This window comes from Streptomyces resistomycificus (assembly GCF_001514265.1).
Lineage (GTDB): Bacteria > Actinomycetota > Actinomycetes > Streptomycetales > Streptomycetaceae > Streptomyces > Streptomyces resistomycificus.
Genome location: NZ_KQ948988.1, coordinates 1139796 through 1165212, shown reverse-complemented (window position 1 = coordinate 1165212; position 25417 = coordinate 1139796). Strand labels below are relative to the sequence as shown.

Below are 25417 nucleotides of genomic sequence, written 5' to 3'. Positions count from 1 at the left end.
GGTGTACTGACAGGACCTCGGACGGCCGCCACCCACCAGGGGGCGGCCGTCCGGCGTGCCCGGGCGGCGGCGGCTCCGACCGGCGCCGGCCCGACGAGGTGTCCTCCCACCTGGGTTGATCTCGCACACCCTGTCCAAGGCCCGCCGCCGCCCCGCCTGGTTAGGGTCGGCCCATGACGCACAGCTTCGCTCTCCACATCCCCGACGCCGAGCTCGAACCCGAGCCGCTGGACCCCGAGCAGATCGTGTCGGGCACACCCGAGGTGACCGGGAAGGTCGTCTGGGAGTCGGCGGACGGCCGGCAGATCCGCGGGATCTGGCAGATCACCCCCGGCGTGGTCACCGACACCGAGGCCGACGAGCTGTTCGTCGTGGTCAGCGGGTCGGCCACGGTCGAGGTCGCGGGCGGACCGACGCTGACGGTCGGGCCCGGTGACATGGCCGTACTGCGTGCGGGCGACCGTACGACGTGGACGGTGCACGAGACGCTGCGGAAGGCGTACGCGATCAGTCTGTGAGCGGCGGGGCGGCGGTCGTCCCCCGGATCTCCAGGGCGGGTGCGGCCAGATGGAGCCGCCCCGCTCCCTGGGCGCCCTCGAAGCGGTCGATGAGACAGCGGGCGGCATGGCGGCCGACCTCATGGCCGGCGTTGTCGACGGTGGTGAGCCACAGGTGCCGCAGCCGGGAGATGCTCGTGTCGTCGTAGCCGGTGACGGACAGGTCGCGCGGGACCCGCAGGCCCAGTTCCTCGGCCGCCGAGAGCACACCGACGGCGGTGATGTCGTTGACGGCGACGACGGCGGTGGGCCGCCCGGGCCGGCCGAGCAGTCGTACGCCGGCACGGAAGCCGCCCTCCTCCGTCATGTCGCCCGGCTCCACCAGCGCCCGGTCCGCCAGGCCGTGGTCCCGCATGGCCTCCTCGAAGCTGCGGCGGCGCAGTTCGCCGACGGCCCCGTAGCCCGCGATGTGCGCGATGTTCCGGTGGCCGAGGCCGACGAGGTGCTCGGTGACCAATCGCGCGCCCCGCTCGTCGTCGCCCGCGACCACGTCGACGCCGGGCGGCACGGCCTCGCGGGCGCCCGCGACGACCACCGGCATCCGCTCGGCGACGGCCTCCAGCGCGGCCGTGTCCGGCAGGGTGCCGACCACGACCAGGCCGTCGACCTGGAGGTCGAGGAAGGGCCGGGCGAGGTCCTGGCCGGTGCGGCGGTTGAGGCGGGCGTCGCCCAGCAGCATGTGCAGGCCGTGGTCGTGCAGCAGCGGGTTCAGACCGTCGAGCAGGTCCACGAACCAGGGGTTGCGCAGGTCGTTGAGGAGGACGCCGACCGTGCGGGTGCGCTGTTCGCTGAGGCTGCGGGCGGCGGCGTTCGGGCGGTAGCCGAGCTCCCGGACCGCCCGCAGCACGGCGTCCCGCTTCTGTGGGCGCACCTGCTCGGAGCCGCGCAGCACGAGCGAGACCAGCGACTTGGAGACGCCGGCCCGGTCGGCGACGTCGCGGATGGTCGGCGGTCTCATGTGTGGACCGTTCCATGCGCGGGGTCGGCCTGTCAAAGGGTTGACACCACCGGAAACCCCGCTCAGGGTGGCCTGGACAAGTTGTGGACCGGTCCAAAGAGGGGCTGTCATGGTGGATTCGCTCGGGGTCGCCGTCGTCGGGTTCGGCTGGATGGGCCGGGTGCACAGTCAGGCGTACGCCCGTGTCCCGCACCACTACCCGGCGCTCGGCCTGCGTCCGGAGCTGGTGGCGGTCGCCGACGAGGTGCCGGGGCGGGCCGAGGAGGCCGCCGCCCGGTTCGGGTTCGCCTCGGCGGCCCGGGACTGGCGCGAGGTGGCCGCCGACCCGCGGGTGCGGGCGGTCAGTATCACCGCGCCGAACTTCCTGCACCGTGAGATCGGTGTGGCGATGGCCGAGGCCGGCAAGCACATCTGGATCGAGAAGCCGGTCGGGCTGACGCTGGCGGACGCCCGGGCGGTCGCCGACGCCGTCACCCGGGCCGGCGTTCGGGGCGCCGTCGGCTTCAACTACCGCAACGCGCCCGCCGTGGAGACGGCCCGGCAGCTGATCGGCGCAGGTGAGATCGGCACGGTCACCCATGTCCGCATCCGCCTGTTCAGCGACTACGCGGCCCACCCCGACGGCGCCCTCACCTGGCGGTACGAACGGGAGCGCGGCGGCAGCGGAGTGCTGGGCGACCTGGCCTCGCACGGTGTGGACCTGGCCCGTTTCCTGCTCGGCGACATCGTCTCCCTGACCGCCGACACCGCGGTCTTCGTGCCGGAGCGGGCCCGGCCCACCGGCGCCACGGCCGGACACAGCCGCGCCGCGGGCGGCGAGCTCGGCCCCGTGGAGAACGAGGACTACGTCAACTGCCTGCTGCGCTTCGCCTCCGGCGCCCGTGGCGTCCTGGAGGCCTGCCGGGTCTCGGTCGGTGAGCAGAACAACTACGGCTTCGAGGTGCACGGCACCCGGGGAGCGGTGTTCTGGGACTTCCGCCGGATGAACGAGCTCGGGGTCAGCCGCGGCGACCGGTACCAGGACCAGCCGGTCAGCACGGTGTACATGGGTCCCGGCGAGGGCGAGTACGGGGCCTTCCAGCCGGGTTCCGCCAACGCGATGGGCTACGACGACCTCAAGGTCGTCGAGGCGTACCGCTTCCTGCGTTCGATCGCCGAGGACCGTGATCACGGCACCACGCCGGCGGACGCCGTGCACAGCGCCGCCGCACTGGAGGCGATGGTCCGGTCCGCCGAGAGCGGCGCGTGGGTCAACGTGCCGGTGGCGTAGGCATGTTGTAGGGCGTCACCACCTGGATCGCGGACGGCAGGGCCGGCCCCGCGGGCGGCAGGGCTCCGTGGGCTCGCATCACGAGGTGGCAGGCCTCGCGCAGGTCCTGGCGCAGGTCGTGGTGGAGCACCGCGGACAGGCGGTGCTCGCGCAGCAGCCGGGTGTTGTCGTGGTCGAGGTCGTGGGCGATGAACACCGCGCACTCCCGGCCCAGGTCCCGGAAGGCCCGCAGGGTCGCGATGTTGCCGCCGCCGATCGAGTAGACCGCCCGGATGTCCCGGTCGCGTTCCAGCGCGGCCCGGACCAGGTCGTACTGGGTGGCGTCCAGGCCCTGTCCTTCGGCGATCTCGACCAGGGTGCGGCCGGGATGACGGCTGCGCATGGCGCCGCGGAAGCCCATCTCGCGTTCCTCCTCGTTGCGGAAGAAGCCGCTGCTGAGGCTGGTGAGGACGTTGCCGGGGCGATCGCCGAGCCACTGGCCCATGAGGTACGCGGCGGTCGCGCCGGCCGCGCGGTTGTCTATGCCGACGTAGGCGAGGCGGGCGGTGGCGGGCAGGTCGGTGACCAGCGTGACGACGGGGATGCCGGCCTCCGCGAGCCGGCCCACGGCCGCGGCCACCTCGGGGACGTCGGGCGCCTTGAGGACCACCCCCTGCGAACCGCGGCGGGCGATCCGGTCCAGGGCCCCGGTCAGCTCCGTGACCGGGCCCGTCTCCCGGAAGTGGAAGCGCGAGCGCACCACCGCCGGGTGCAGGGACGGCAGCTCGGCCTCGAGGGCGGCGCGTACGGCGGTGGAGAACCGCTCCGGGGCCTGCATCACGATGTCGATCATGAAGGTGCGGCCGACCAGGCGGACCTGGGTGCGCTGCCTGTCGAGGTCGGCGATGGCCTGCCTGACCTCCCGCGCGGTGCTCTCGCGGACGCCGCCCCGGCCGTTGAGCACCCGGTCGACGGTGGCCTCGCTCAGGCCCGCCTGACGTGCGATCTCCCGGATCGGGTAGGGGTGACCCACCGGATGCTCCTTGAGGGGTTTTTGACGGCTCGCTGCCGGTTGTTCGACGGGTTTGTACTGACAAGAATGTCAGAGCCGGATCGCGCCGTGACCGGCAGTGTGTCGCTTCCTGTGGCCGAAAGAAGGACGAGGATGTCCGTCACCGCCGCTCAGTACCGTGCCTGGCTGACCGAGCAGGACTGTGATCTCGATGTCTTCCGCTCGCTGGTCGAGCGCTCGACGGACATCGCCGACTATCCGCACGCCTCGACGGTCGTGAGGAACGTCCTCGTGTACGACAGCGAGCGGCTGCGTGCGGCCGGCCCGGACCGTGAGGTGCGGGCCGAGCTGGTCCGTGCCTTCACCGACGGCCCCGGCGTCGTGGTCTTCCGGGGCGCCTTCCCCGAGCCGTCGGTCGTCGACCGGCTCACCGGGGTCTTCGACGCCCTGATCGCCGAGCAGCGCGCCTCGGGAGCGGACCCGGGTGACCACTTCGCCAGGCCGGGCGCCAACGACCGGGTGTGGAACGCCCTGGAGAAGGCGGCTCTGTACGACCCGGAGGCGTTCGCCGACTACTACGCCAACGAGATCGTGGCGCTGGCCTCGACCGCCTGGCTCGGCCCCGGCTACCAGGTCACCTCGCAGGTCAACGTGGTCAACGCGGGCGGCGCCGCGCAGACCGCCCACCGCGACTACCACCTGGGCTTCCTCTCCGAACGGACGGCGGCCGACTACCCGGCGCACGTGCACCGCCTCTCCCCCGTACTCACCCTCCAGGGCGCGGTCGCTCACGGCGACATGCCCGTGGAGTCCGGCCCGACCATGTACCTGCCGTACTCGCAGACCTTCGAGCCCGGCTACCTCGCCTGGCGCCTGGAGCGGTTCCAGGCGTACTTCAAGGCACACCACGTGCAGCTCCCGCTGGCCAAGGGCGATGCCGTGTTCTTCAACCCGGCGGTCTTCCACGCGGCCGGCACCAACCGCACCCTGGACACGCGGCGCATGGCCAACCTGCTCCAGGTGTCCTCGGCCTTCGGGCGGGCGATGGAGACGGTGGACCGGGAGGCGGTGACGAACGCCGTCTACCCCGTGTTGCGCAGGCGCCGGTCCGAGGGCGTGGACCAGGCGTGGCTGGAGCGCGTGATCGCCGCGAGCGCCGAGGGCTACCCGTTCCCCACCAACCTCGACAGCGACCCGCCGGTCGACGGTCTGGCCCCGCCCTCGCAGGCGGACGCCGTACGGCGGGCGTTGCAGGAAGAGTGGACCCCGCGAGCTCTGCGGGACGAGCTGCGGGCCTGCGCCGCACGGCGCGAGAGCTGAAAGAGAAACAGACACATGGGACTTCTCGACGACAAGGTCGTCCTCGTCAACGGCGGCAGCCAGGGGGTGGGCGCCGCCATCGCGCGGGCCGCCGTCCGTGAGGGGGCGCTGGTCGCCGTCACGGGCCGGCGCCCGGAACCCGGTGAGGCCCTGGTGGCGGAGCTCGCGGCGGCCGGCGGCAAGGCCATGTTCGTACGGGCCGACCTGGCCGACGCGGAGCAGGCCAAGTCCTCCGTCACTCAGGTCGTCGCGGCGTACGGCCGGGTCGACTGCCTGGTGAACTCGGCGGGGCTGACCTCGCGGGGCACGCTGCTCGACACCACGCCCGAACTGTTCGACCAGCACATCGCGATCAACCTCAAGGCGCCGTTCTTCGCCATGCAGGCCGCCGTCGCGGACATGGTGGGGCGGAAGGCTCCCGGCACCGTCGTCAACATCATCACGTCCTCGGCGCACGGCGGGCAGCCGTTCCTCGCCCCGTACGTCGCCGCGAAGGCGGGGCTGATCGGGCTCACCCGCAACGCCGCGCACGCGCACCGCTTCGACCGGGTCCGGATCAACGGCCTGAACATCGGCTGGACCGCGACCGAGGGCGAGGACACCACACAGAAGACCTTCCACGGCGCAGGCGACGACTGGCGCGAGCAGGCCGCCGCACGGCTGCCGATGGGCAAGCTCGGCCAGCCGGACGAAATCGCCGACTTCGTCGTCTTCCTGCTGTCCGAGCGGTCCGGGGTGGTCACCGGTTCGGTGATCGACTGGGACCAGAACGTGTTCGGCGGCCTGGACTGACCTTCCCCCTCCACCTGTCACCGCCCCGCGGCCGCTCGCAGTACCCGCACCCGCACCCGCACCCGCACCCAAGGAGCAACTCCCCCATGCGTATCGGAATCCTCGGCCTCGGCCGCATCGGCGCCTTCCACGCCGAGACCCTCTCCCACCTCGACGTGGTCGAGTCGCTCGTCGTCGCCGACCCGTTCGCGGACGCGGCCAAGGCCGCCGCCGAGCGGTTCGGCGCCGAGGTCGCGGACTCCCCCGAGGCCGTGCTGTCCGCCGGGGTGGACGGCATCGTCGTCGCCGCGGCGACCGACGCCCACCCCGCGCTGATCCGCGCCGCCGTGGCAGCGGGCGTGCCGGTGTTCTGCGAGAAGCCCGTCGCCCGCACCATGCGGGAGGGCATCGAGGTCCTCAAGTCCGTCCAGGACAGCACCGTGCCGATCCAGATCGGGTACAACCGGCGCTTCGACGCCGGGTTCGTCGCCGCGCGGGCCGCCGTGCAGGGCGGTGAGCTGGGCAAGCTGCACACCGTACGGTCGACGACGCTGGACCCGGCGCCGCCGCCCGCCGCGTACGTCGCTTCCTCCGGGGGCATCTTCCGGGACTGCTCGGTGCACGACTTCGACATCATCCGCTGGGTGACCGGCCGCGAGGTGACCGAGGTGTACGCGGTGGGCGGCAACCGGGGCGCCGACTACATCAAGGCGGCGGGCGACGCCGACACCACGGGCGCGATCCTCACCCTGGACGACGGCACCATCGCGGTCATCTCCAACTCCCGTCACAACGCCCGGGGTTACGACGTCCGCATGGAGATCCACGGCTTCGCGGACTCCATCGCCGTCGGCCTGGAGGACAAGCTGCCGCTGCGCTCCGTCGAGCCCGGCGTGACCTTCCCGGCGGGCACCCCGCACGACTTCTTCATGGACCGCTTCACCGAGGCCTACCGTGCCGAACTCACCGCGTTCACCGAGGTGGTGGCGGGCACCCGTCCCTCCCCCTGCACGATCGAGGACGCCCTGGAGGCGGGCTGGATCGCCGAGGCGTGCACACTGTCGCTGGGCGAGCACCGCCCCGTGACCATCGAGGAGGTACGGCAGGCATGAGCCGACCGGGCCGGGAACCACTGCGCATCGGAGTACTGGGCGCCGCTCGCATCACCGAACGCTCCCTCGTCGACCCGGCCCGGGCGGGTGGTCACCGCCTCGTCGCGGTGGCCGCCCGCGACCGCTCCCGCGCCGAGGCCTTCGCGGCGGAGCACGGCGTGGAGCGGGTGGCGGACTCCTACGCCGACCTGATCGCCGACCCCGAGGTGGAGGTCGTCTACAACCCGCTGGCTAACGGCCTGCACGGGCCGTGGAACCTCGCCGCCCTCGCCGCGGGCAAGCACGTCCTGACGGAGAAGCCGTCGGCGAGCAACGCGCGGGAGGCGGCCGAGGTACGGGAGGCCGTGGCGAAGGCGGGCACCGTCTTCCTGGAGGGCTTCCACTACCTCTTCCACCCGGTCACCCGGCGCCTGCACGAGATCCTGCGCAGCGGTGAACTCGGCGAGCTGCGGCGGGTGGAGACCATGGTCGCCATCCCCGCGCCGGACGACGAGGACCCGCGCTGGTCGCTGCCGCTGGCCGGGGGCGCCGTGATGGACCTGGGCTGCTACAGCCTGCACGCGGCGCGGATGCTCGCGCCCTGGGCGGGCGGGGCCCCTCGGCTCGTCTCCGCGCGGGGCGGGGAGCGCGCGGGGGCGCCTGGCGTCGACGAGTGGCTGGACGCCGAGCTGGAGTACCCGGGCGGGGCCACCGCGACCGCCCGCTGCCACATGGCGTACCACGAGCTGGAGATGAGCTGCCGGATCGTCGGCACCCGCGGTGAGGCGAGCGCCCCGAACTTCGTCCTGCCGCACCTGGACGACCGGGTCGTGGTGCGGACGGCGGACGGCGAGCGCACGGAGCGGCTCGGGACGCGCTCGTCGTACTCGTACCAGCTGGAGGCGTTCGCGGACCGGGTGCGGGACGGGGCCGCGATGCCGCTGGACGCGGACGACGCGGTTGCGACGATGACGCTGATCGACGAGTGCTATCGGGCGGCGGGGTTCGAGGCACGGCCGCGCACGGCGGTGGGAGGCTGATCCCAGCCGGTCGCCGGGCCGCCCGGATCACTCCGGCCGGTGTTCCGGGCCGCCGAAGTCCGGGCTGCTGTAGTCCGGGCTCGTGTAGCTCGGACGGGGGCCCGGAGCGGCGTCGCCCGAGGTGGTGAAGCCCGGGCGGCCATAGCCGAGGTCCGGGATGCGGGAGGCCGGTGACGGCGGCGCGGAGTGCCGTGCGGCGCCGCCCGGGTCGGCCAGCGCCTCCCGCAGGAACGGCAGGATGCCTCTCTCCAGTAGTGCGTCTCGCCAGGCCTGCCTGGCGAGACGCACTTCCGTGCTCTGCTCGCCGTACGGCCCGGCTTCGAGCGGGGGCGGCTGGTTGCGCAGCGCTGTGATTACCAGGGCGACGAAGGCGACCAGGAGCGAGGCCGCCGTCACGCCGCCGAGCACCCACCCCGCGGTGAGCATGGTCTGGGCGAAAGCCGGTTCGGGGGTGACCATCTTCAGGAGGTACCCCACGAGCAGGAAGAGCACCGTCGCGGTACCGGCGAGCACGGGTGTCAACACCGCGGCGACCGCCCCCACACCCGCGCCGCTGGCCCCGGCCTTACCCAGGGCGGTGGCGAGCCCCGTCGAGCCCGGCTCCTCGACGCCCCTGCCGGACGCGGACCGCGCCGGGTGGTGCAGTTCCTCGCGCACCTTCACGTAGTGCTGGTACTCGGTCGCCGCGGCCGTCGTGATGAGTGCGGTGGCGTTGAGCGCCATGGTGCGCAGCTGTTCGGGGTTGAGCCGCTGACCGACAGCGGCCAGTTCCGGGCGGTGGCGGGCGGAGCGCAGCGCCTCGTCGAGGATCCGCTCGTATTCCGGGCGGTCCTCGCCGAGCAGATGGGCGGGGCCGGTGTTTCCGCCACTGGAGGTCGTGTGCCACACGGCCCGCCGGTCGGCCGTCGACGGCCTCGCCACCGGCTCGGGGGTGTGTTCCGGGTAGTCGGCACAGTTCGGGCGTTCCGGCACGGTCGGTGCCGGTGCCGGCCTCGGCCGCTCTTCCGTGGCCGACGGCGCGGACACGCGAGGCGCGGAGGGGCGTACGCGAATCCCGAGCAGTGACGCCAGAAGGCGCCGCTTCGCGGGAAGCAGGCGCTGCTGCTCGGCCGTGGGCGGTCTCGGCGCCGAGCGCTCGACGCCGAGGATGCTGGCGGCGATACGTCGGCGCACGGAAGGTCGTTCGGTCACCCCGTCCCCTCCTCTCCCAGGACCGGCTGCTGCGGCTGGGGCGGCACCTCCCGGCCGCGACGACCCCGGTCGGGGCCGCCCGCCGGGTTGGCAGGCCGACCGTTCGGGTGAGGCCGGGGCGTCTCGTCCGGCCGCGTCGCCTGCCGTAGGTCCGCCGGCGGCCCGTCACCGTCCGCGGACACGGCCCCGGCGACCGGGCGCGGTTCGGACAGCGCGGCCGGCGCAGGGGTGTCCAGGGTGTGCACGGCCGTCGGCGTCGCGGTGAGTGGTGCGACCGCGGTCGTCGGAACCGGCGTCTGCTGCTGCTCGGCACCCTGCTGCGCCGACACCTGGCCGCCGGTCAGAGCGTCGTTCACCGACTGGACGCGGCCCAGCTGGGTCAGGATCACCGGCGCCGAGATGCCCACCACGAGAGCGGCATAGGCGCCGCTGATCTGGCCCGTGGTGCCGAGCAGCACCGCGGCTCCGGCGCCCATGGCGCTGTGCACCACGGCGGCGACGGGGTCGCCTATGGGGTCGAAGTAGCTGCGGAATCGGGGTGGTTCGCTTTGTTGCCCGAGGGGTAATCGCCGGTGGGCGCGCCGGTCCGTCTGCCAGTCGAGGAAGCGGGTGTAGACGTCCAGAAGCCCGCGCAGTGCGCCACCCGCCGCTCCCAGCAGGACCAGCGTCGCTACCTCCACGGCTTCCCCCGGTGCTGCGAACGGCGGGTTCCGGCCTTCGGAACCCGCCTCACGAGCGTAGAGCCCCGCGTGGATCGAACGAAAGGGTTCGGGAATCTGGGGCACACCAGCCGCGGTCATCGGTACAACGGCGGCTTCTCCACGAGGTCGATCTCCACCCGGCCGCCGTCCGTCAGCGCCCGCACCCCCGCCTCGCAGACCGCCGCCGCGGCATAGCCGTCCCAGACGCTCGGGCCGGTCACCTCGCCGCGCCGGGTGGCGTCGACCCAGGCCTGGATCTCGCGGTCGTAGGCGTCGGCGAAGCGCACGGTGTAGTCCTGGTCGATGGTGCCGCCCCAGCGGCCGGCCATGTGGGTGACCATGGCATGGCCGTCACCGATGCGGGCGGTGCCACGCTCGCAGACCACCTCGGCCTGGACCTGGTAGCCGAAGCCGCAGTTGACGAAGATCTCGACGTCGGACACCGCTCCGCCGTCCGTCTCGAAGACCACGAACTGCGGGTCCTGCAGGGCGTCCGGCGCGCTCGCGGAGGGGGTGGGGCGCAGCACCGTGACGGCCGCGATCTCGTGGCCGAGCAGCCAGCGGGTCACGTCCGTCTCGTGCGCCACCGAGTCGCTGATGAGCATGTCGCTGGTGAAGCCGGGCGGGCTGGCCACGTTCCGGTGCCGGTTGTGCAGCAGTAGAGGCCGCCCCAACTGGCCCGTTTCCAACAAGGACTTGAGTCTGACGTACTCGGCGTCGTAGCGCCGCATGAAGCCTACCTGGACCAGTCGGCGGCCCAGCTCGCACTCGGCCTCCAGCACACGCAGCGCGGAGGCCGCATCGGGGGTGAGCGGCTTCTCGCACAGCACCGGCAGTCCGTGCTCGAAGGCGGTGAGCAGGGTGGCCTCGTGGGCGGGGCCCGGCGAGGCGACCAGGACGGCGTCGACGTCGGCCGCCGCCATCGCGGCGGCCGGGTCGGTGTGGGCGGTGCAGCCGTCGACGCGGGACGCGATCGTCTTGGCGCGCTCCGCGTCGAGGTCCACGACCGCGCTCACCCGCGCTCCGCTGGTGACCTCCTGGATACGCCGGACGTGGTCCGCGCCCATGCGGCCGGTGCCGATGACCGCGACACGGAGTTCTTCACTTGTGCCTCGGGGGCTCATGGTCGTCCCTTTCAGGCGCCGCAGGACCTCAGGAACTTGCGGGTGCGGACGGCGATCGGCAGCGGCTTGTCCGGCTCGCACGGGTACATGTCCTGCTCGACGATCGCGAACAGCTCGACGCCGAGTTTCTGCGCGGCCACCAGGACGGGCTCCAACTCCGGTACCCCGGAGGGGGGTTCGCACATCACGCCACGCTGCACGGCGGGTCCGAACGGCACCTCGTTCTTGACGACGTCGGCGAGGATCACCGGGTCGACCTGCTTGAGGTGCAGATAGCCGATGCGTTCGCCGTACGTCTCGATCAGCTTGACGCTGTCGCCGCCGCAGTAGGCGTAGTGGCCGGTGTCCAGGCAGAGCCGGACCAGGTCGGAGTCGGTCGAGTCGAGGAAGCGCTCGACGTGGTGCTCGGTGTCGATGTGGGTGTCGGCGTGCGGGTGGACGACGATGTCGAGGCCGTACCTCTCCTTGACCTCGCGTCCCAGCCGCTCCATGCCCTTGGTGAGGTGGCCCCACTGCTCGCCGGTCAGCTCCGGCGGCTCCAGGATCTCGGCGGTCTTGTCGTCACGCCAGAAGGACGGGATGACGACGAGGTGCCGTGCGCCCATGGCCTGGGTGAGCGCGGCGACCTGGCTGACGTGCCGCCAGGTGGCGTCCCAGACGGAGGGCCCGCGGTGCAGGCCGGTGAAGACCGTGCCCGCCGAGACCTTGAGGTCGCGCCTGCTCACCTCGTCCGTCAACCGGGCGGGATCGGTGGGCAGATAGCCGTACGGACCCAGCTCGATCCAGGAGTAGCCCGCCTCGCTGACCTCGTCCAGAAACCGTTCCCAGGGCACCTGCACCGGGTCGTCGGGGAACCAGACGCCCCAGGAGTCGGGGGCCGAGCCGACCCGGATCCGGTCGAGCGAGGCGGCCACCTCAGGACTTCCCTTCGCCGGTGGCGGCGGGGACGGTGAGCTCCTCGGCCTCGGGGAGCCGGTCGACGTCGACGCCGCGGACCTGGGCCAGTTCGTGCTTGAGGGAGGCGAGTTCGGCGCCGCCGGCCATGTGGTTGGTGAGTTCCTCGAGGCTGACCTGGTCGCGGGAGGCGGAGAGCTCCATGGTGCCCAGGCGCAGGACGCTGAAGTGGTCGCCGACCATGTAGGCGTGGTGCGGGTTGTGGGTGATGAAGATGACGCCGAGGCCGCGGTCGCGGGCGGCGGCGATGTACTTCAGGACCACACCGGACTGCTTGACGCCGAGGGCGGCGGTGGGCTCGTCGAGGATGAGGACGCGGGCGCCGAAGTAGACGGCGCGGGCGATGGCCACGCACTGGCGCTGGCCGCCGGAGAGGGTGCCGATGGGCTGTTCGAGGTCGTCGAGGACGATGCCCATGTTGCGCAGTTCCTGGTCGGCGGTCTTCTTCATCCTCTCGATGTCGAGACGGCGGACCGGCCAGGGGCCCTTGGTCATCTCGGAGCCGAGGAAGAAGTTGCGCCACACCGGCATCAGCGGCACGACGGCGAGGTCCTGGTAGACCGTGGCGATGCCCTTGTCGAGCGCCTCGCGCGGGGTGGAGAAGCGCACCGGTTCGCCGTCGACGAGGAACTCGCCCTCGGTGTGCTGGTGCAGCCCGGACACGATCTTGATGAGGGTGGACTTGCCGGCGCCGTTGTCGCCGAGCACGCAGGTCACCCGGCCGGGGTGGACCTGGAGACCGACGCCGTGCAGGGCACGGATGTTGCCGTAGGACTTGCCCGCGTTGCGGAGTTCGACGAGGGGGTGGTCCCCGTTCTCGGGCGCGGTGTCCTGGAGGATGGCGCCGTGTGTTCCGGCTTCGTTGGTCATTCGGGTCACCTCCGGGTGGCCGTGCGCTGGACCCACAGATTGATCAGGACGGCGCCGAGGAGCATCACGCCGAGGAAGGCCTTGAACCAGTCGGGGTTCCAGCCTGCGTAGACGATGCCCTGCTGCACCATGCCGAACATGAACGCGCCGAAGACCGGGCCGATCGCGCTGCCGGCGCCGCCGGTCAGCAGACAGCCGCCGATCACGGCCGCGGAGATGTAGATCAGCTCCTGGCCGACGCCCTCTCCGGACTGCACGGTGTTGAAGGTGAACAGCTGGTGCATGCCGACGAACCAGGCGCCGAAGCCGACCAGCATGAACAGCGAGATCTTCGTGAACGTCACCGGCACGCCGACCGCTCGCGCGGACTCCTTGTTTCCGCCGACCGCGAAGATCCAGTTGCCGTACTTGGTGCGCAGCAGCACCCAGGTGGCCAGCGCCGCGAACACCAGCCAGTACACGATCGTGATCTTCACCTGGACGTTGCCGACCTCGAACGACGAGGCGAAGATCTTCTTCGCCTGGCCGAAGCCGTCCATGTCGCTGATGTCGTCGGTGGCCACATTGGTGGTGACCAGCTTGGTGACGGCCAGGTTCACGCCCTGCAGGATCAGGAACGTGCCCAGCGTGATCAGGAAGCTGGGCAGCCCGGTCCTGACCACCATCCACCCGTTGAAAAAGCCGATCCCGAGGGAGACCAGGAGCGCCACCACCACGCCGACCCAGACGTTCGCGGTCAGCTGGTAGCTGAGCATGCTCGCGGTGAGCGCCGAGGTGACCACCGCGACACCGGCCGACAGGTCGAACTCGCCGCCGATCATGAGCAGAGCCACCGGCAGCGCCATGATCCCGATGGTGGAGGACTGGTACAGGATGTTGGCCATCGCACCGCCCTCACGCACCGGCGGTGCGGCGACGAGGAAGAACACCCACACCGCGACGGCGCCGAGGAAGACACCCACCTCGGGGCGGGCCAACAGACGCAGCACCAGGGGGCGTTCACTGGTCCGGCCGTCGGTCTCCTTGCGGCCGGGGGCCGGCGGTGTGGTCACCGCCGGCTCGGCGTGCTGGGTCATGCTCATCACCTGGTGCCCTTGGCCGCGAACGCGGCCACCGACTCGACGTTGGACTTGTCGACGAAGGCGGGACCGGTCAGCACCGGCTGCTCGCCACCGCCCATGTAGTTGCCGTTGTTCTTGTAGAGCCACAGCGAGTCGATCGCCAGGTAACCCTGGAGGTAGGGCTGCTGGTCGACGGCGAACTCGATCGTGCCCTGGTCGATGGCTCCGGTCAGTTCCTTGTTGAGGTCGAAGGTGGCGACCTTCGCCTTGCTGCCGGAGTCGGCCACCGACTGCACCGCGGTCAGTGCGAAGGGGGCGCCGAGGGTGACGACGTGGTCGATGGACTTGTCCTGGCTGAGCTTGGCGGTGATCGTCGACTTCACGGACGGCATGTCGGTGCCGTTGACGTTCAGCGTCTGCAGCTTGCCGGAGAAGGTCTTCTCCACGCCGTCGCAGCGCTGGGTGAGGCCGATGTTGCCCTGCTCCTGGATGACACAGACGGCGCTCTTGGCGCCGGCCTGGTTCAGCCGCTTGCCGAGCGCCTCGCCCGCCACGGTCTCGTCCTGGCCGAAGAACTCCATCAGGCCGAGCTTCTGCCACTCGCTGACACCGGAGTTGAGGCCGACCACGGGTATGTTCGCGGCCTTCGCCTTGCTCACGACGTCCTTGAGGGCGTCGGGCTTGGCGAGGGTGATGGCGATGCCGTCGACCTTCTGGTCGATCGCGTTCTGCACCAGGTTGGCCTGGTTGCCCGCGTTCGGGTCGGCGGAGTAGATCAGCTTGATGTTGTCCTTGGCGGCCGCGGCCTCGGCACCCTTGCGGACGATGTCCCAGAAGGTGTCGCCGGGCGACTGGTGGGTGACCAGCGCGACGGTCATCCGGGGAGTGCTGGCCTTGCCCGCGGAGGCACCGGCCTCGCTCTCCTCGGACTTCTTGCCGCCGGAGCTGCTCGAGCAGCCTGCGAGGGTCAGGGCCGCTGCCGCGGCGACGGCGACCACGGGGGTGATTCTGCGGGAGCGGAAGCGAGAAGAGCGGTCCATCTTTCCTGCACCTCACTGTGCTACGGGGGTAAGGCATCTACGGAATGTTCAGGGGCCCGGGACCTCGGAGGATCCGGGTCGTGCGCCGCCGAAAAGCGGCTGGTGCGCTGGGACGGGATCCAACTCCCCTGGCGCGGCCGCTGTCAATACTTTGTTAAGACATCATTTCACAAGCAGGTCCGAATGTAAGTACAAACCATTGACAGCGTTGGCCTTCCCGGCCTACACCTGAGGGCTACAGGTCCTTCGGGGCCTGTCACCCCCCGCGCAGTCCGAGGAGGTTTTCCATGGCCGGATCAGCCACTTTCTTCGACCTGATCACTATGGGCCGAATCGGAGTGGATCTCCACCCCAACCAGTCCGGTATGCCCGAAGGTCGTGTGGAGACCTTCGGGAACTTTCTCGGTGGTTCGGCCGCGAACGTGGCGATCGCGACGGCCCGGCTGGGGCATGCCAGCGCCGTGATCACCCGCACCGGCGCCGATCCGTTCGGAGTCTATCTCCACCGCCAGCTGCGGGAGTTCGGGGTCGACGACCGCTGGGTGACCTCGGCCGACGGCCTGTCCGGCGCCCCCGATCCGTCCGCCCACACCGACGAGTTGGACTACTTCGCCATCCGCGCGGCCCGGATCTTCTGGATCACCGGCACGGCGCTCAGCGGGGAACCGAGCCGGTCGGCGACGCTCGCCGCCCTCAAGGCACGCGGCAGGACGAGCACGACGGTCTTCGACCTCGACTGGCGGCCCGCGCTCTGGCACAGCACGACCTCCGGGCACCCGGACGAGGCCCGCCCCTACTACGCCGAGGCCCTCCGGCACGCGACCGTCGCCGTCGGCAACCTCGACGAGTGCGAGATCGCCACGGGAGTGCGCGACCCCCGGGCGTGCGCGGAGGCGTTGCTCGCGGCGGGTGTGGAGCTGGCCGTGGTGAAACTGGGCCCGAAGGGCGTGCTCGCCGTGCACCGCGACGGCACGGCGGCCGAGGTCCCGCCCATCCCGGTCCGCGTGGTCAACGGCCTCGGCACCGGCGACGCGTTCGGCGGCGCGCTGTGCCACGGGTTGCTCCTGGGCTGGGAGCTGGAGCCCGTCCTGCGGTACGCGAACGCCGCCGGGGCCCTCGTGGCCTCCCGTCCCGCCTGTTCCTCCGCGATGCCGACCGGGGCCGAGGTGGAGGGCCTCCTGGCGGGCGACGGTAAGGCACCGGCCCCGGAACGAAGCCTGCCCTGAAGCCGGTCGCCTCCCGCACTCCCCTGTCCCCCACCGCCCTTTCCCAGCGAGGTCCCCGATGAGCCACCCCACGAGCGTCCGTCTGACCGTCGCCCAGGCGCTGGTGCGGTTCCTGTCCGTGCAGTACACCGAGCGGGACGGTGTACGCCACCGGCTGATCGCCGGAACCTGGGGCATCTTCGGCCACGGCAACGTGGCGGGCATCGGCCAGGCGCTGGTGGAGGCGGGCGAGGACGCCATGCCCTTCCACCAGGGCCGCAACGAGCAGGCCATGGTGCACGCGGCCGTCGGCCACGCCCGCCAGCTGGACCGGCTGTCCGCGCAGGCGGTCACCACGTCCATCGGCCCGGGCGCCACCAACCTCGTCACCGGCGCGGCCCTCGCCACGATCAACCGGCTGCCGGTCCTGCTGCTGCCCGGCGACTACTTCGCCACCCGCTCCGCCGACCCGCTGCTCCAGCAGCTGGAGCACCCCACCGAGGCCGACGTCTCCGTCAACGACACCCTGCGCCCGGTGTCGAGGTACTTCGACCGTGTCACCCGCCCCGAGGCCCTGATCCCCTCGGCCCTCCAGGCGATGAGGGTGCTGTCCGACCCCGCCGAGACCGGCGCGGTCACCCTCGCCCTGCCGCAGGACGTCCAGGCGGAGGCGTACGACTGGCCGGCCGAGTTCCTCACCGAGCGCGTGTGGCACGTACGGCGTCCCGCGCCCGACCCGGTCGAGCTGGCCGAGGCCGTGCGCGCCGTCAGGGCCGCCTCCCGCCCCTTGGTGATCGCGGGCGGCGGAGTGCACCACAGTGAGGCCGAGGAGGCACTCAGGGCGCTGGCGGAGGCCACCGGCATCCCGGTCGCCTCCACACAGGCCGGCAAGGGCTCCCTGCGGTACGACCACCCCGCCGACCTCGGCGGCATCGGCCACACCGGCACGGCGGTCTGCGACGACATCGCCCGCACCGCCGACCTGGTGATCGGGGTCGGCACGCGCTACAGCGACTTCACGACCGCGTCCGCCACCCTCTTCCAGAACCCGGACGTGCGGTTCGTCAACCTCAACATCACCGCGTTCGACGCCCACAAGCTGGCGGCGCGGACGGTGGTCTGCGACGCCCGGACGGGCCTTCAGGCGCTGACCGCGGCCCTCGAAGGCCACCGCGTGGACCCCGCGTACGAGAGCGAGTACCGCGCCGGCAAGGACCGCTGGGAGCGGGTCGTGTCGGCGGCCTACCGCGCCGACGACGAGAACGCCGTGCCGACCCAGACGCAGCTGCTCGGCGCGCTGGACTCGGTCGTGGGCGAGGACGACGTGGTGATCAACGCGGCCGGGTCGCTTCCGGGCGACCTGCACAAGCTGTGGCGGGCCCGCGGCCGGCGCCAGTACCACCTGGAGTACGGCTACTCCTGCATGGGCTACGAGATCCCCGCCGCGATCGGCGTCCAGCACGCCACGCCGGACACTCCGGTGTGGGCGCTGGTCGGCGACGGCACCTACCTGATGATGCCGACGGAGATCGTCACGGCCGTGCAGGAGGGCCTGCCCGTCAACCTGGTCCTGGTCCAGAACCACGGCTACGCCTCCATCGGCGGTCTGTCCGAGGCGGTCGGCGGCGAGCGCTTCGGCACCCCCTACCGCTTCCGGGCCGTCGACGGCACCTTCACCGGCGCCCCGCTCCCCGTCGACCTCGCCGCCAACGCGGCCAGCCTCGGCATGGACGTCCTGCGCGCCAAGACCGTGCGGGAGCTGCGCGAGGCCCTGGCCACGGCCCGCGCCTCCGACCGGCCGACCTGCGTGTACGTCGAGACCGACCCGACGCCGACCGCTCCCCCTGCCGAGGCCTGGTGGGACGTGCCGGTGGCCGAGGTCGCCTCCCGCGAGGCGGCCCTGCGGGCGCGGGAGGAGTACGACCGTCAGGTCGCCGCCCGCCGCCACCACCTCTGACCCCGCTCCCGACCCCCGAGGGAGGTACCTCCATGGCGAAGACCGGCGGCTACTCACGTGCCGCGACCGCCCCCGCGCTCGGCTCCCTGGACTTCGCCCTGGACCGGGGCAGCCCGGTGCCGCTGTACTACCAGCTCGCCCAGCAGCTGGAGGCGGCCATCGAGCACGGCGTGCTGGCCCCGGGCAATCTGCTCGGCAACGAGATCGACCTGTCCGTACGCCTCGGCCTGTCCCGGCCCACGGTCCGCCAGGCCATCCAGTCCCTGGTCGACAAGGGCCTCCTGGTGCGGCGGCGGGGGGTCGGCACCCAGGTGGTCCACAGCCAGGTCAAGCGCCCCCTCGAACTGAGCAGTCTCTACGACGACCTGGAGGCGGCCGGGCAGGGGCCGGCCACCCGGGTGGTGCGCAACGAGGGCGTCCAGGCGTCCGCCGACGTCGCCGCCGCCCTCGGCGTCGCGGAGGGCAGCCAGGTGACGATCCTGGAGCGGCTGCGCTCCACGCACGGCCAGCCCGTGGCCTTCCTGTGCAACTACCTGCCCGCCGGTCTGCTCGACCTCGACACCCCGAGGCTGGAGGCGACCGGCCTGTACCGGATGATGCGCACCGCCGGCATCACCCTGCACAGCGCCCGCCAGACCGTCGGCGCCCGCTGCGCGACCGCCGACGAGGCCGCCCTCCTCGACGAGCAGGAGGGCGCCGCGCTGCTGACCATGCAGCGCACGGCCTACGACGACACGGGCCGGCCGGTCGAGTACGGCACGCACATCTACCGCGCCTCCCGGTACGCGTTCGACTTCCAGCTGCTGGTCAGACCCTGAGCCGAGGGCTTTCGTCCACAGGCCTGCCACCGGTCCGTCTTGACTCTCGCGTACAACGCGGGGGAAAATCGTACATATACGTCGTAAGCGTACGACGTTTTTCACGGGCGGGAGCGTCCGGGCATGGCACGCAGCGAGCCGGTACCGTCGACCGTCCTCGTCACCGGCGGGGCGGGTTTCATCGGCAGTCACGCCTGCGTGGAACTCCTCGACCACGGCTACGAGGTGATCGTGGTCGACGACTACTCCAACAGCACCCCCCAGGTCCTGGCCCGGGTGGAACGGATCGCCGGGCGTTTCGTCGGCGCCGTCTACGAACTGGACATCCGTGACCGCCGTGCCCTGTCGGCCGTCTTCCATCGCCACAGCGTCGACGCCGTCGTGCACTTCGCCGCGCACAAGTCGGTCAGCCGCTCGACCCGGACGCCCGCCGAGTACTACGACACCAACGTCGGCGGCACCACGGCCCTCCTGCACACCATGCACGAACACGGGGTGTCCCGGCTGGTGTTCTCCTCCACCTGCTCGGTCTACGGCGACGCGGACGACGGCCGGCTGGACGAGGCCACCCCGCCCCGCCCCACCAACCCCTACGCGGCCTCCAAGTGGCTCTGCGAGCAGATCCTCGCCGACGTCTGCCGGCGGCTGCCCGAGTACACGGTGATGTGTCTGCGGTACTTCAACCCGGCCGGCGCCCACCCCAGCGGGCTGCTCGGCGAGGACCCGCTCGGCGAGCCCGACAACCTCATGCCGTACGTGGCCCAGGTCGCCGTCGGCCGGCGGGAGCGGCTGCGGGTCTTCGGCGACGACTACCCCACCGCCGACGGGACCGCGGTCCGCGACTACGTCCACGTCATGGACACCGTCCACGCGCACCGCGTAGCGCTCGACCACCTCGTCGACGGACCCGGCATGCACGTGTACAACCTCGGCCTCGGCAGGGGCCGTTCGGTCCTCGAGGTGGTCGCCGCGTTCTCCGAGGCGTGCGGGAGGCCGGTGCCGTACGTGGTCGCGCCCCGGCGCCCGGGCGACGTCGCCGAACTCGTCGCGGACGTCTCGGCCGTGGAGCGCGCCTGGGGCTGGCGCCCCACCCAGAACCTCGCCGACATGTGCCGGGACGCGTGGCGCTTCCAGCGGCTCAACCCGCACGGCTACGCGTAGCTGCGGCGGCACCGGTCAACGGCGGTTCGGGGGACGGGGCATGGAGAGCGCGAAGGCCGTCTCGACCAGCGCGATGTGACTGAACGCCTGCGGGGCGTTGCCCAGTTGGCGTTCGGCGTCCGGGTCCCACTGCTCGGACAGCAGCCCGACGTCGTTCCGTACGGCGAGGACGCGCTCGAAGGCCTCACGGGCCTGCCGCGGCCGGCCGGTGCGGGCGAGAGCGTCGGCGTACCAGAGCGAGCAGGCGACGAACGCGCCCTCGCCGCCCGGCATTCCGTCCACCGCGTGCGGCCCGGCGCCGCCCTGCGCGTACCGCCGTACGAATCCGCCGTGGCCGAGCCCGCGCACGGCGCGGACGGTGGCGCGCACCCGCTCGTCCCGGGCGGGCAGGAACCCTAGCCGGGGCATCAGCAGTGCCGAGGCGTCCAGCGCGCCGGAGCCGTAGGACTGCACGAAGGACTGCCGGTCCGGGTCCCAGCCCTCCCGGCAGACCTCGCGGTGCACCTCCTGACGCATGGCCCGCCACTCGCCCGAGGAGCCGTTGCGGCCGAGCAGTTCGCCCATGCGCAGCGCGCGGTCGGCGGCCACCCAGGCCATCACCTTGGAGTGCACGAACTGCCGCCGCGGGCCGCGCACCTGCCACAGTCCCTGGTCGGGTTCGCGCCAGTGCCGGTACAGGAAGCCCATCAGCTCCTGGACCAGGTCCCACACGTGGGCGGGCATGGGGATGCCGGCCCGCAACGACAGCCACAGCGTGTCCAGGACCTCGCCGTACACGTCGAGCTGGAAGTGGCTCATCGCCGAATTGCCGAACCGCACCGGCCGCGATTCCGCGTAGCCGGGCAGCCAGGGCGCCTCGGTCTCCGGCAGCAGCCGCTGCCCCTTGACGCCGTACACGGTCTGCAGGTCGGCGGGGTCGCCGGCGATGGCACGGACGAGCCAGTCCAGCCATGCCGTGGCCTCCGCCCGGTATCCGCTGCGCAGCAGACAGGACAGCGTGGCCGTGGAGTCGCGCAGCCAGCAGTAGCGGTGGTCCCAGTTGCGTTCGCCGCCGACGCAGCCGGGCAGGGAGGTGGTCGGGGCGGCGACCATGCCGCCGGTGGGGGCGTAGGTGAGTGCCTTGAGGGTGATCAGGGAACGCACCACGGCCTCCCGCCACGGGCCCTGGTAGCGGCACTGGGCGCTCCAGTGGTGCCAGAAGTCCGCGGTCTCCTTCAGGACCGTCTCGGCCGGGAGGGCCAGCGGGGCGGGCGCTTCGGCCCGGTGCGACGGCGCCCATGCCAGGGTGAGGGCCACCCGGCGTCCGGCCTGGACGGTGACCTCCCAGGCGGTGGCGTCCGCGCGGTCGGCCACGGCCCGGACCGGGCCGTCGGCGCCGAGCCACACGGCGTCCGGTCCGGCGACCGCGACGGTTCGACGGCCGGCGTCACGCAGCCAGGGCACCACGCGGCCCTGGTGGAACCGCAGCCGCAGCTCGCTGCGCACGGTCACGGCACCCGAGATGCCCTCCACCACCCGCACGAGGCACGGCAGTTCGGCCCTGGGCGGCATGAAGTCCGTGACCCGCACCGCCCCGGCCGGGGTCTCCCACACCGAGTCCAGGACCAGTGTGTCGGCCCGGTAGGCGCGCCGGGTGCAGGGGCCGCCGGTGACGGGGGCGACCTGCCAGAACCCGTGGTCCTCGGTGCCCAGCAGGGCGGCGAGGCACGCCGGGGAGTCGAAGCGGGGCAGGCACAGCCAGTCGACCGAGCCGTCCCGGCCGACCATGGCGGCGGTCTCCAGGTCGCTGAGGAGGGCGTAGTCCTCGATGGGCGCGCTCATGACCGGAGAGGACCCCTCAGAGGGGGACCCTCTTCCTCCCCTCTTCCTGTGCGGCCCGGCGGAGCAGCGGCTCCCACCAGGAGCGGTGTGTGCGGTACCAGTCGACGGTCTCGGCCAGTCCCGGGGACATGCCCTTGGACGGTGTGAAGCCGAGCTCGGTACGGATCTTCGTGAAGTCGACGGAACAGCGCCCGTCGTGGCCCGTGCGGTCCTTGACGAACCGCACCAAGGCCCAGTCGCCGCCGCAGGCAGCGAGCAGCAGGGCGGTCAGTTCCCGGTCCGACAGTTCGTTGCCGGCGCCGATGTTGTAGACCTCGCCGGGGCGGCCGAGGGCGCGGACGAGTTCGACACCCCGCACATGGTCGTCGACGTGGATCCAGTCGCGGACGTGGTGCCCGTCGCCGTGCAGTGACACCGGTCTGCCCTCCGACAGCCGGGTGATGAACAACGGGACGACCTTGGCGGGGTGCTGGTGGGGTCCGTAGGTGTTCGCGCACCGGGTGACGCGGACGTCCAGGCCGTGGGCGCGGTGGTAGGCCAGTGCGATCAGGTCCGCGGCGGCCTTGGAGGCGGCGCGGGGCGAGTTGGGCCGCAGCGGGTCGGTCTCCGGCCAGGAGCCGTGCCGGATCGAGCCGTAGACCTCGTCGGAGGAGATGTGCACGAACCGCCGGGCCCGATGCCGCAGGGCGGCGTCCAGCAGGGTCTGGGTGCCCAGTACGTTCGTCTGTACGCAGGCGGCGGCGCCCGCCGGGGGCCGGCCGGCCGGGGACTCGGCGGCGAAGTGCACGACCTGGTCGTGCTCGGCGAGCAGTCCGTCGACGAGGTCCGCGTCGCGGATGTCGCCGTGCACGAAGGTGAAGCGCTCCTCGCCCCGCACGTCGTCCAGGTTGGTGGTGCCGCCGCAGTGGGTGAGGTTGTCGAGGACCGTCACCGCGACGTCCGGCGGGCCGCTCGGGCCGAGCAGCATGCGGACGTGGTGCGAGCCGACGAACCCCGCCCCGCCGGTCACCAGGATGCGGGTGGCGCTCACGACAAGAGCCGCACTGTGCTGTGGTCGCCGGGCACCGGCCGGTACACCGCTCGGGTGCGCGGCGCCGGGGTGTGGGTGACGGGGCGAAGCCGGGTGCCCGCCGCACCGCACAGGACGAGAGCTCTCATGACGGCCGCCCCACGGTGGATCGGTCCGGTGGTGTGAGGGTCTCGGTCGGTGCCGCGGACCAGGCGAGGGTGCGGCGCAGCCCTTCGTCCAGCGGCACTCGCGGTTGCCAGCCGAGGTGTTCGCGGGCCCGGTCGACGACCGGCCGCCGGCGGACCGGGTCGTCCACGGGCAGGGGCAGGAAGCGCAGGCCGGCACGGGATCCGGTGAGCAGCAGGATGAGCTCGGCGAGTTCCCGCACGGTCCGTTCACCGGGGTTTCCGAGGTTGAAGGGGCCCGGGTGCGACGAGTCGATCATGGCGGTCAGGCCGCGGACCAGGTCGTCGACGTAGCAGAAGCTGCGGGTCTGGCCGCCGTCGCCGTACACGGTCAGGGGCCTGCCGCGGAGGGCCTGCCTGACGAAGGTGGAGACCACCCGGCCGTCGTGCGCCCGCATGCGGGGACCGTAGGTGTTGAAGATCCGCACGATGCCGGTGTCGGCGCCCCGGGAGCGGCGGTGGGCCATGGTGAGGGCTTCGGCGAAGCGCTTGGCCTCGTCGTAGACGCTGCGCGGTCCGATGGGGTTGACGTGTCCCCAGTAGTCCTCGTCCTGCGGGTGCACCTGGGGGTCGCCGTAGACCTCGCTGGTGGACGCGAGGACGAACCGGGCCTGGTGGCGCACGGCCAGGTTCAGCAGGTTCTCCGTGCCCCGGCTGCCGGCGGCCAGCGTCTCCAGGGGATGGTTGTGGTAGTCGTACGGCGAGGCGGGGCTCGCGAGGTGGACGACGGCGTCGACCCGGCCGGAGACCCGGAAACGCCCGGTGACGTCGCAGGTGGTGCACTGGAAGCCGGGTGTGGACAGCAGGTGTGCGATGTTGGCGGCGCGGCCCGAGGAGAAGTTGTCCAGGCAGCAGACGCTGTCACCCCGCTCCAGCAGGGCCTCGCACAGGTGTGAGCCGAGAAAGCCGCTTCCGCCGGCCACTACGACACGCATGGCGTCCTCCCGCCTTTCGCTCGCTGTCAGTTCCCGCCCAGCCTCGGCCGGCCGGGTGCGCGCAGTGTCCAGCCCGCGGCGCGCCAGGCCTGGGGATCGAGGCTGTGGCGGGCGTCGACGATGACCGGGGTGCGCACGACCGTGGCCAGGGCGGCCGGATCGAGGTCTCGGTACTGGGGCCACTCGGTGAGGTGGAGCACGATGTCGGCCTGTTCGCAGGTCTTGTTCACGTCCAGCGCGAACTGCAGGGCGGGGTACGCGGCCCGGGCGTTGTCCACCGCTTCCGGGTCGTGGACGCGGACTTCGGCGCCCCGGCGCCGTACCGCCTCCGCGACGGCCAGCGCCGGCGAGTCCCGGACGTCGTCGCTGCGGGGCTTGAAGGCGGCCCCGAGGACCGCGACACCGCGGTCGGCGAAGGATCCGCCGACCAGCCGCTCGGCGAGTTCGACGGTGCGTCGCCGCTGCCGGGTGTTGATCTCGTCGACCTGACGGAGGAAGGCCACCGACTCCCCCAGTCCCAGTTCCTCGGCGCGGGCCGTGAAGGCCCGGATGTCCTTGGGCAGACAACTGCCGCCGAAGCCGAGGCCGGGCGCGAGGAAGCGCGGGCCGATCCGGGAGTCCGCACCCATCGCCTCGGCCAGGGTCAGGACGTCGGCACCGGTGGCGTCGCAGATCTCCGCCATGGCGTTGATGAAGGAGACCTTCGTGGCGAGGAAGGAGTTCGAGGCGAGTTTGACCAGTTCCGCGGTGGCGGGGTCGGTCACGATGAAGGGGGCGCCGGCCGCCGTCAGGGGCGCGTAGATCTCTCGCAGCCGTGCCTCGGCGGTCGGGGTCCTGACGCCCGCCACGATGCGTTCGGGCCGCAGCGTGTCCTGGACCGCGCACCCCTCGCGCAGGAACTCCGGGTTCCACGCCACGTCGGCGGCGCGGCCCAGCCGCCGGGCCAGCATGTCCGCCGTTCCGACGGGCACGGTGGACTTGCCGACCACCAGGACCGGCTGGTCCGGCTGGTCCCCGGCGTCGGCGAGATGGGCGGCGAGGCCGTCCACGACGGCCTCGACGTGGCGCAGGTCGGCGGCACCGGAACCGGGCAGTTGCGGGGTGCCGACGCACACGAAGTGCGTGTCGGCGAACCGGCAGGCCTCTGCGGTCGAGGTGGTGAAACGGAGCCGTCCGGAGTCCACCACGCGCTGGAGGGTCCCGCCCAGGGCCGGCTCGAAGAACGGGGGCCGTCCGGCGGCGAGCGCGGCGGTCCGTTCCGCGTCGACGTCCACGCCGAGGACCTCGTGCCCGATGTCCGCCATGCAGGCGGCGTGGACGGCTCCTACGTATCCGGTGCCGATGACGGTGAGGCGCATGTCGATCTCCCGGGGGGCGTGGGTGGGGG

General features: G+C 72.1%; 23 protein-coding genes. 10 read left to right on the top strand and 13 right to left on the bottom strand.

The window, feature by feature from the left end:
- Positions 1-173 precede the first annotated feature (173 nt).
- Positions 174-518, top strand: a complete 345-nt coding sequence (locus AQJ84_RS04960; protein WP_030040854.1) for a cupin domain-containing protein — start codon at positions 174-176, stop codon at positions 516-518.
- Here AQJ84_RS04960 and AQJ84_RS04955 read toward each other — a convergent pair.
- On the bottom strand, positions 508-1515 hold the full coding sequence (locus AQJ84_RS04955; RefSeq protein ID WP_053191739.1) for a LacI family DNA-binding transcriptional regulator: 1008 nt from the start codon (positions 1513-1515) through the stop codon (positions 508-510). The two genes, AQJ84_RS04960 and AQJ84_RS04955, sit on opposite strands and share 11 nt — an antisense overlap.
- 109 nt (positions 1516-1624) lie before the next feature.
- Here AQJ84_RS04955 and AQJ84_RS04950 point away from each other — a divergent pair, with 109 nt between their 5' ends.
- Complete coding sequence (locus AQJ84_RS04950) at positions 1625-2785, top strand: Gfo/Idh/MocA family protein (RefSeq protein ID WP_053191741.1); 1161 nt, start codon at positions 1625-1627, stop codon at positions 2783-2785.
- On the opposite strand, the gene AQJ84_RS04945 is transcribed toward AQJ84_RS04950, so the two are convergent.
- Positions 2766-3797, bottom strand: a complete 1032-nt coding sequence (locus AQJ84_RS04945) for a LacI family DNA-binding transcriptional regulator (RefSeq protein WP_030040851.1) — start codon at positions 3795-3797, stop codon at positions 2766-2768. The genes AQJ84_RS04950 and AQJ84_RS04945 overlap by 20 nt on opposite strands.
- Positions 3798-3929: 132 nt before the next feature.
- Between AQJ84_RS04945 and AQJ84_RS04940 the strand changes: the two genes are divergently transcribed.
- From AQJ84_RS04940 to AQJ84_RS04925, 4 genes are all read left to right on the top strand, one after another.
- A complete protein-coding gene (locus tag AQJ84_RS04940; RefSeq protein WP_030040850.1) occupies positions 3930-5096 on the top strand; it encodes a phytanoyl-CoA dioxygenase family protein in 1167 nt (388 codons plus the stop codon).
- A 15-nt stretch (positions 5097-5111) separates the two neighbouring features.
- Positions 5112-5888 (top strand): SDR family oxidoreductase, encoded by a 777-nt coding sequence (locus AQJ84_RS04935; protein WP_030040849.1) that lies wholly within the window; start codon positions 5112-5114, stop codon positions 5886-5888.
- Positions 5889-5974: 86 nt separating this feature from the next.
- A complete protein-coding gene (locus AQJ84_RS04930) occupies positions 5975-6979 on the top strand; it encodes a Gfo/Idh/MocA family protein (protein WP_030040848.1) in 1005 nt (334 codons plus the stop codon).
- A complete protein-coding gene (locus tag AQJ84_RS04925) occupies positions 6976-7998 on the top strand; it encodes a Gfo/Idh/MocA family protein (protein WP_030040847.1) in 1023 nt (340 codons plus the stop codon). The genes AQJ84_RS04930 and AQJ84_RS04925 overlap by 4 nt, the downstream gene beginning before the upstream one ends.
- 27 nt (positions 7999-8025) lie before the next feature.
- On the opposite strand, the gene AQJ84_RS04920 is transcribed toward AQJ84_RS04925, so the two are convergent.
- The 7 genes from AQJ84_RS04920 to AQJ84_RS04890 all read right to left on the bottom strand — a co-directional run bounded on the left by AQJ84_RS04920 (position 8026) and on the right by AQJ84_RS04890 (position 14939).
- Positions 8026-8886 (bottom strand): hypothetical protein, encoded by an 861-nt coding sequence (locus AQJ84_RS04920; protein WP_053191757.1) that lies wholly within the window; start codon positions 8884-8886, stop codon positions 8026-8028.
- Between the two features lie 299 nt (positions 8887-9185).
- Positions 9186-9869: a hypothetical protein gene (locus tag AQJ84_RS43700; RefSeq protein WP_051870221.1), complete on the bottom strand. Its 684-nt coding sequence runs from the start codon at positions 9867-9869 to the stop codon at positions 9186-9188.
- Positions 9870-9985: 116 nt separating this feature from the next.
- Entirely contained in the window at positions 9986-11014 is a 1029-nt protein-coding gene (locus AQJ84_RS04910) for a Gfo/Idh/MocA family protein (RefSeq protein ID WP_053191743.1), read from the bottom strand.
- A gap of 11 nt (positions 11015-11025) precedes the next feature.
- Positions 11026-11928 carry a sugar phosphate isomerase/epimerase family protein gene (locus AQJ84_RS04905; protein WP_053191746.1) on the bottom strand — a complete coding sequence of 301 codons (903 nt, stop codon included), beginning with the start codon at positions 11926-11928 and terminating at the stop codon, positions 11026-11028.
- A 1-nt stretch (position 11929) separates the two neighbouring features.
- A complete protein-coding gene (locus AQJ84_RS04900; protein WP_053191748.1) occupies positions 11930-12838 on the bottom strand; it encodes an ATP-binding cassette domain-containing protein in 909 nt (302 codons plus the stop codon).
- A gap of 5 nt (positions 12839-12843) precedes the next feature.
- Complete coding sequence (locus AQJ84_RS04895; RefSeq protein ID WP_053191750.1) at positions 12844-13920, bottom strand: ABC transporter permease; 1077 nt, start codon at positions 13918-13920, stop codon at positions 12844-12846.
- Positions 13920-14939, bottom strand: coding sequence for a sugar ABC transporter substrate-binding protein (locus AQJ84_RS04890; protein ID WP_030044295.1), 1020 nt, complete (start codon positions 14937-14939; stop codon positions 13920-13922). The genes AQJ84_RS04895 and AQJ84_RS04890 overlap by 1 nt, the downstream gene beginning before the upstream one ends.
- Positions 14940-15226: 287 nt before the next feature.
- Here AQJ84_RS04890 and AQJ84_RS04885 point away from each other — a divergent pair, with 287 nt between their 5' ends.
- From AQJ84_RS04885 to galE, 4 genes are all read left to right on the top strand, one after another.
- A complete protein-coding gene (locus AQJ84_RS04885; protein ID WP_030044294.1) occupies positions 15227-16165 on the top strand; it encodes a PfkB family carbohydrate kinase in 939 nt (312 codons plus the stop codon).
- A 58-nt stretch (positions 16166-16223) separates the two neighbouring features.
- On the top strand, positions 16224-18101 hold the full coding sequence (gene iolD / locus AQJ84_RS04880; protein ID WP_030044293.1) for a 3D-(3,5/4)-trihydroxycyclohexane-1,2-dione acylhydrolase (decyclizing): 1878 nt from the start codon (positions 16224-16226) through the stop codon (positions 18099-18101).
- Between the two features lie 32 nt (positions 18102-18133).
- Positions 18134-18919 (top strand): GntR family transcriptional regulator, encoded by a 786-nt coding sequence (locus AQJ84_RS04875; RefSeq protein WP_030044292.1) that lies wholly within the window; start codon positions 18134-18136, stop codon positions 18917-18919.
- Positions 18920-19042: 123 nt separating this feature from the next.
- A complete protein-coding gene (gene galE, locus AQJ84_RS04870; protein WP_053191753.1) occupies positions 19043-20080 on the top strand; it encodes a UDP-glucose 4-epimerase GalE in 1038 nt (345 codons plus the stop codon).
- A 15-nt stretch (positions 20081-20095) separates the two neighbouring features.
- Here galE and AQJ84_RS04865 read toward each other — a convergent pair whose 3' ends face one another.
- The 4 genes from AQJ84_RS04865 to AQJ84_RS04850 form a co-directional block, all read right to left on the bottom strand.
- Positions 20096-21901 (bottom strand): glycoside hydrolase family 15 protein, encoded by a 1806-nt coding sequence (locus tag AQJ84_RS04865; RefSeq protein WP_053191755.1) that lies wholly within the window; start codon positions 21899-21901, stop codon positions 20096-20098.
- A 16-nt stretch (positions 21902-21917) separates the two neighbouring features.
- Entirely contained in the window at positions 21918-22931 is a 1014-nt protein-coding gene (locus tag AQJ84_RS04860; protein WP_030044287.1) for a dTDP-glucose 4,6-dehydratase, read from the bottom strand.
- A 124-nt stretch (positions 22932-23055) separates the two neighbouring features.
- Positions 23056-24030: a UDP-glucuronic acid decarboxylase family protein gene (locus tag AQJ84_RS04855; protein ID WP_030044286.1), complete on the bottom strand. Its 975-nt coding sequence runs from the start codon at positions 24028-24030 to the stop codon at positions 23056-23058.
- Between the two features lie 26 nt (positions 24031-24056).
- Positions 24057-25388, bottom strand: a complete 1332-nt coding sequence (locus tag AQJ84_RS04850) for a UDP-glucose dehydrogenase family protein (protein WP_030044285.1) — start codon at positions 25386-25388, stop codon at positions 24057-24059.
- Between the last annotated feature and the right edge of the window lie 29 nt (positions 25389-25417).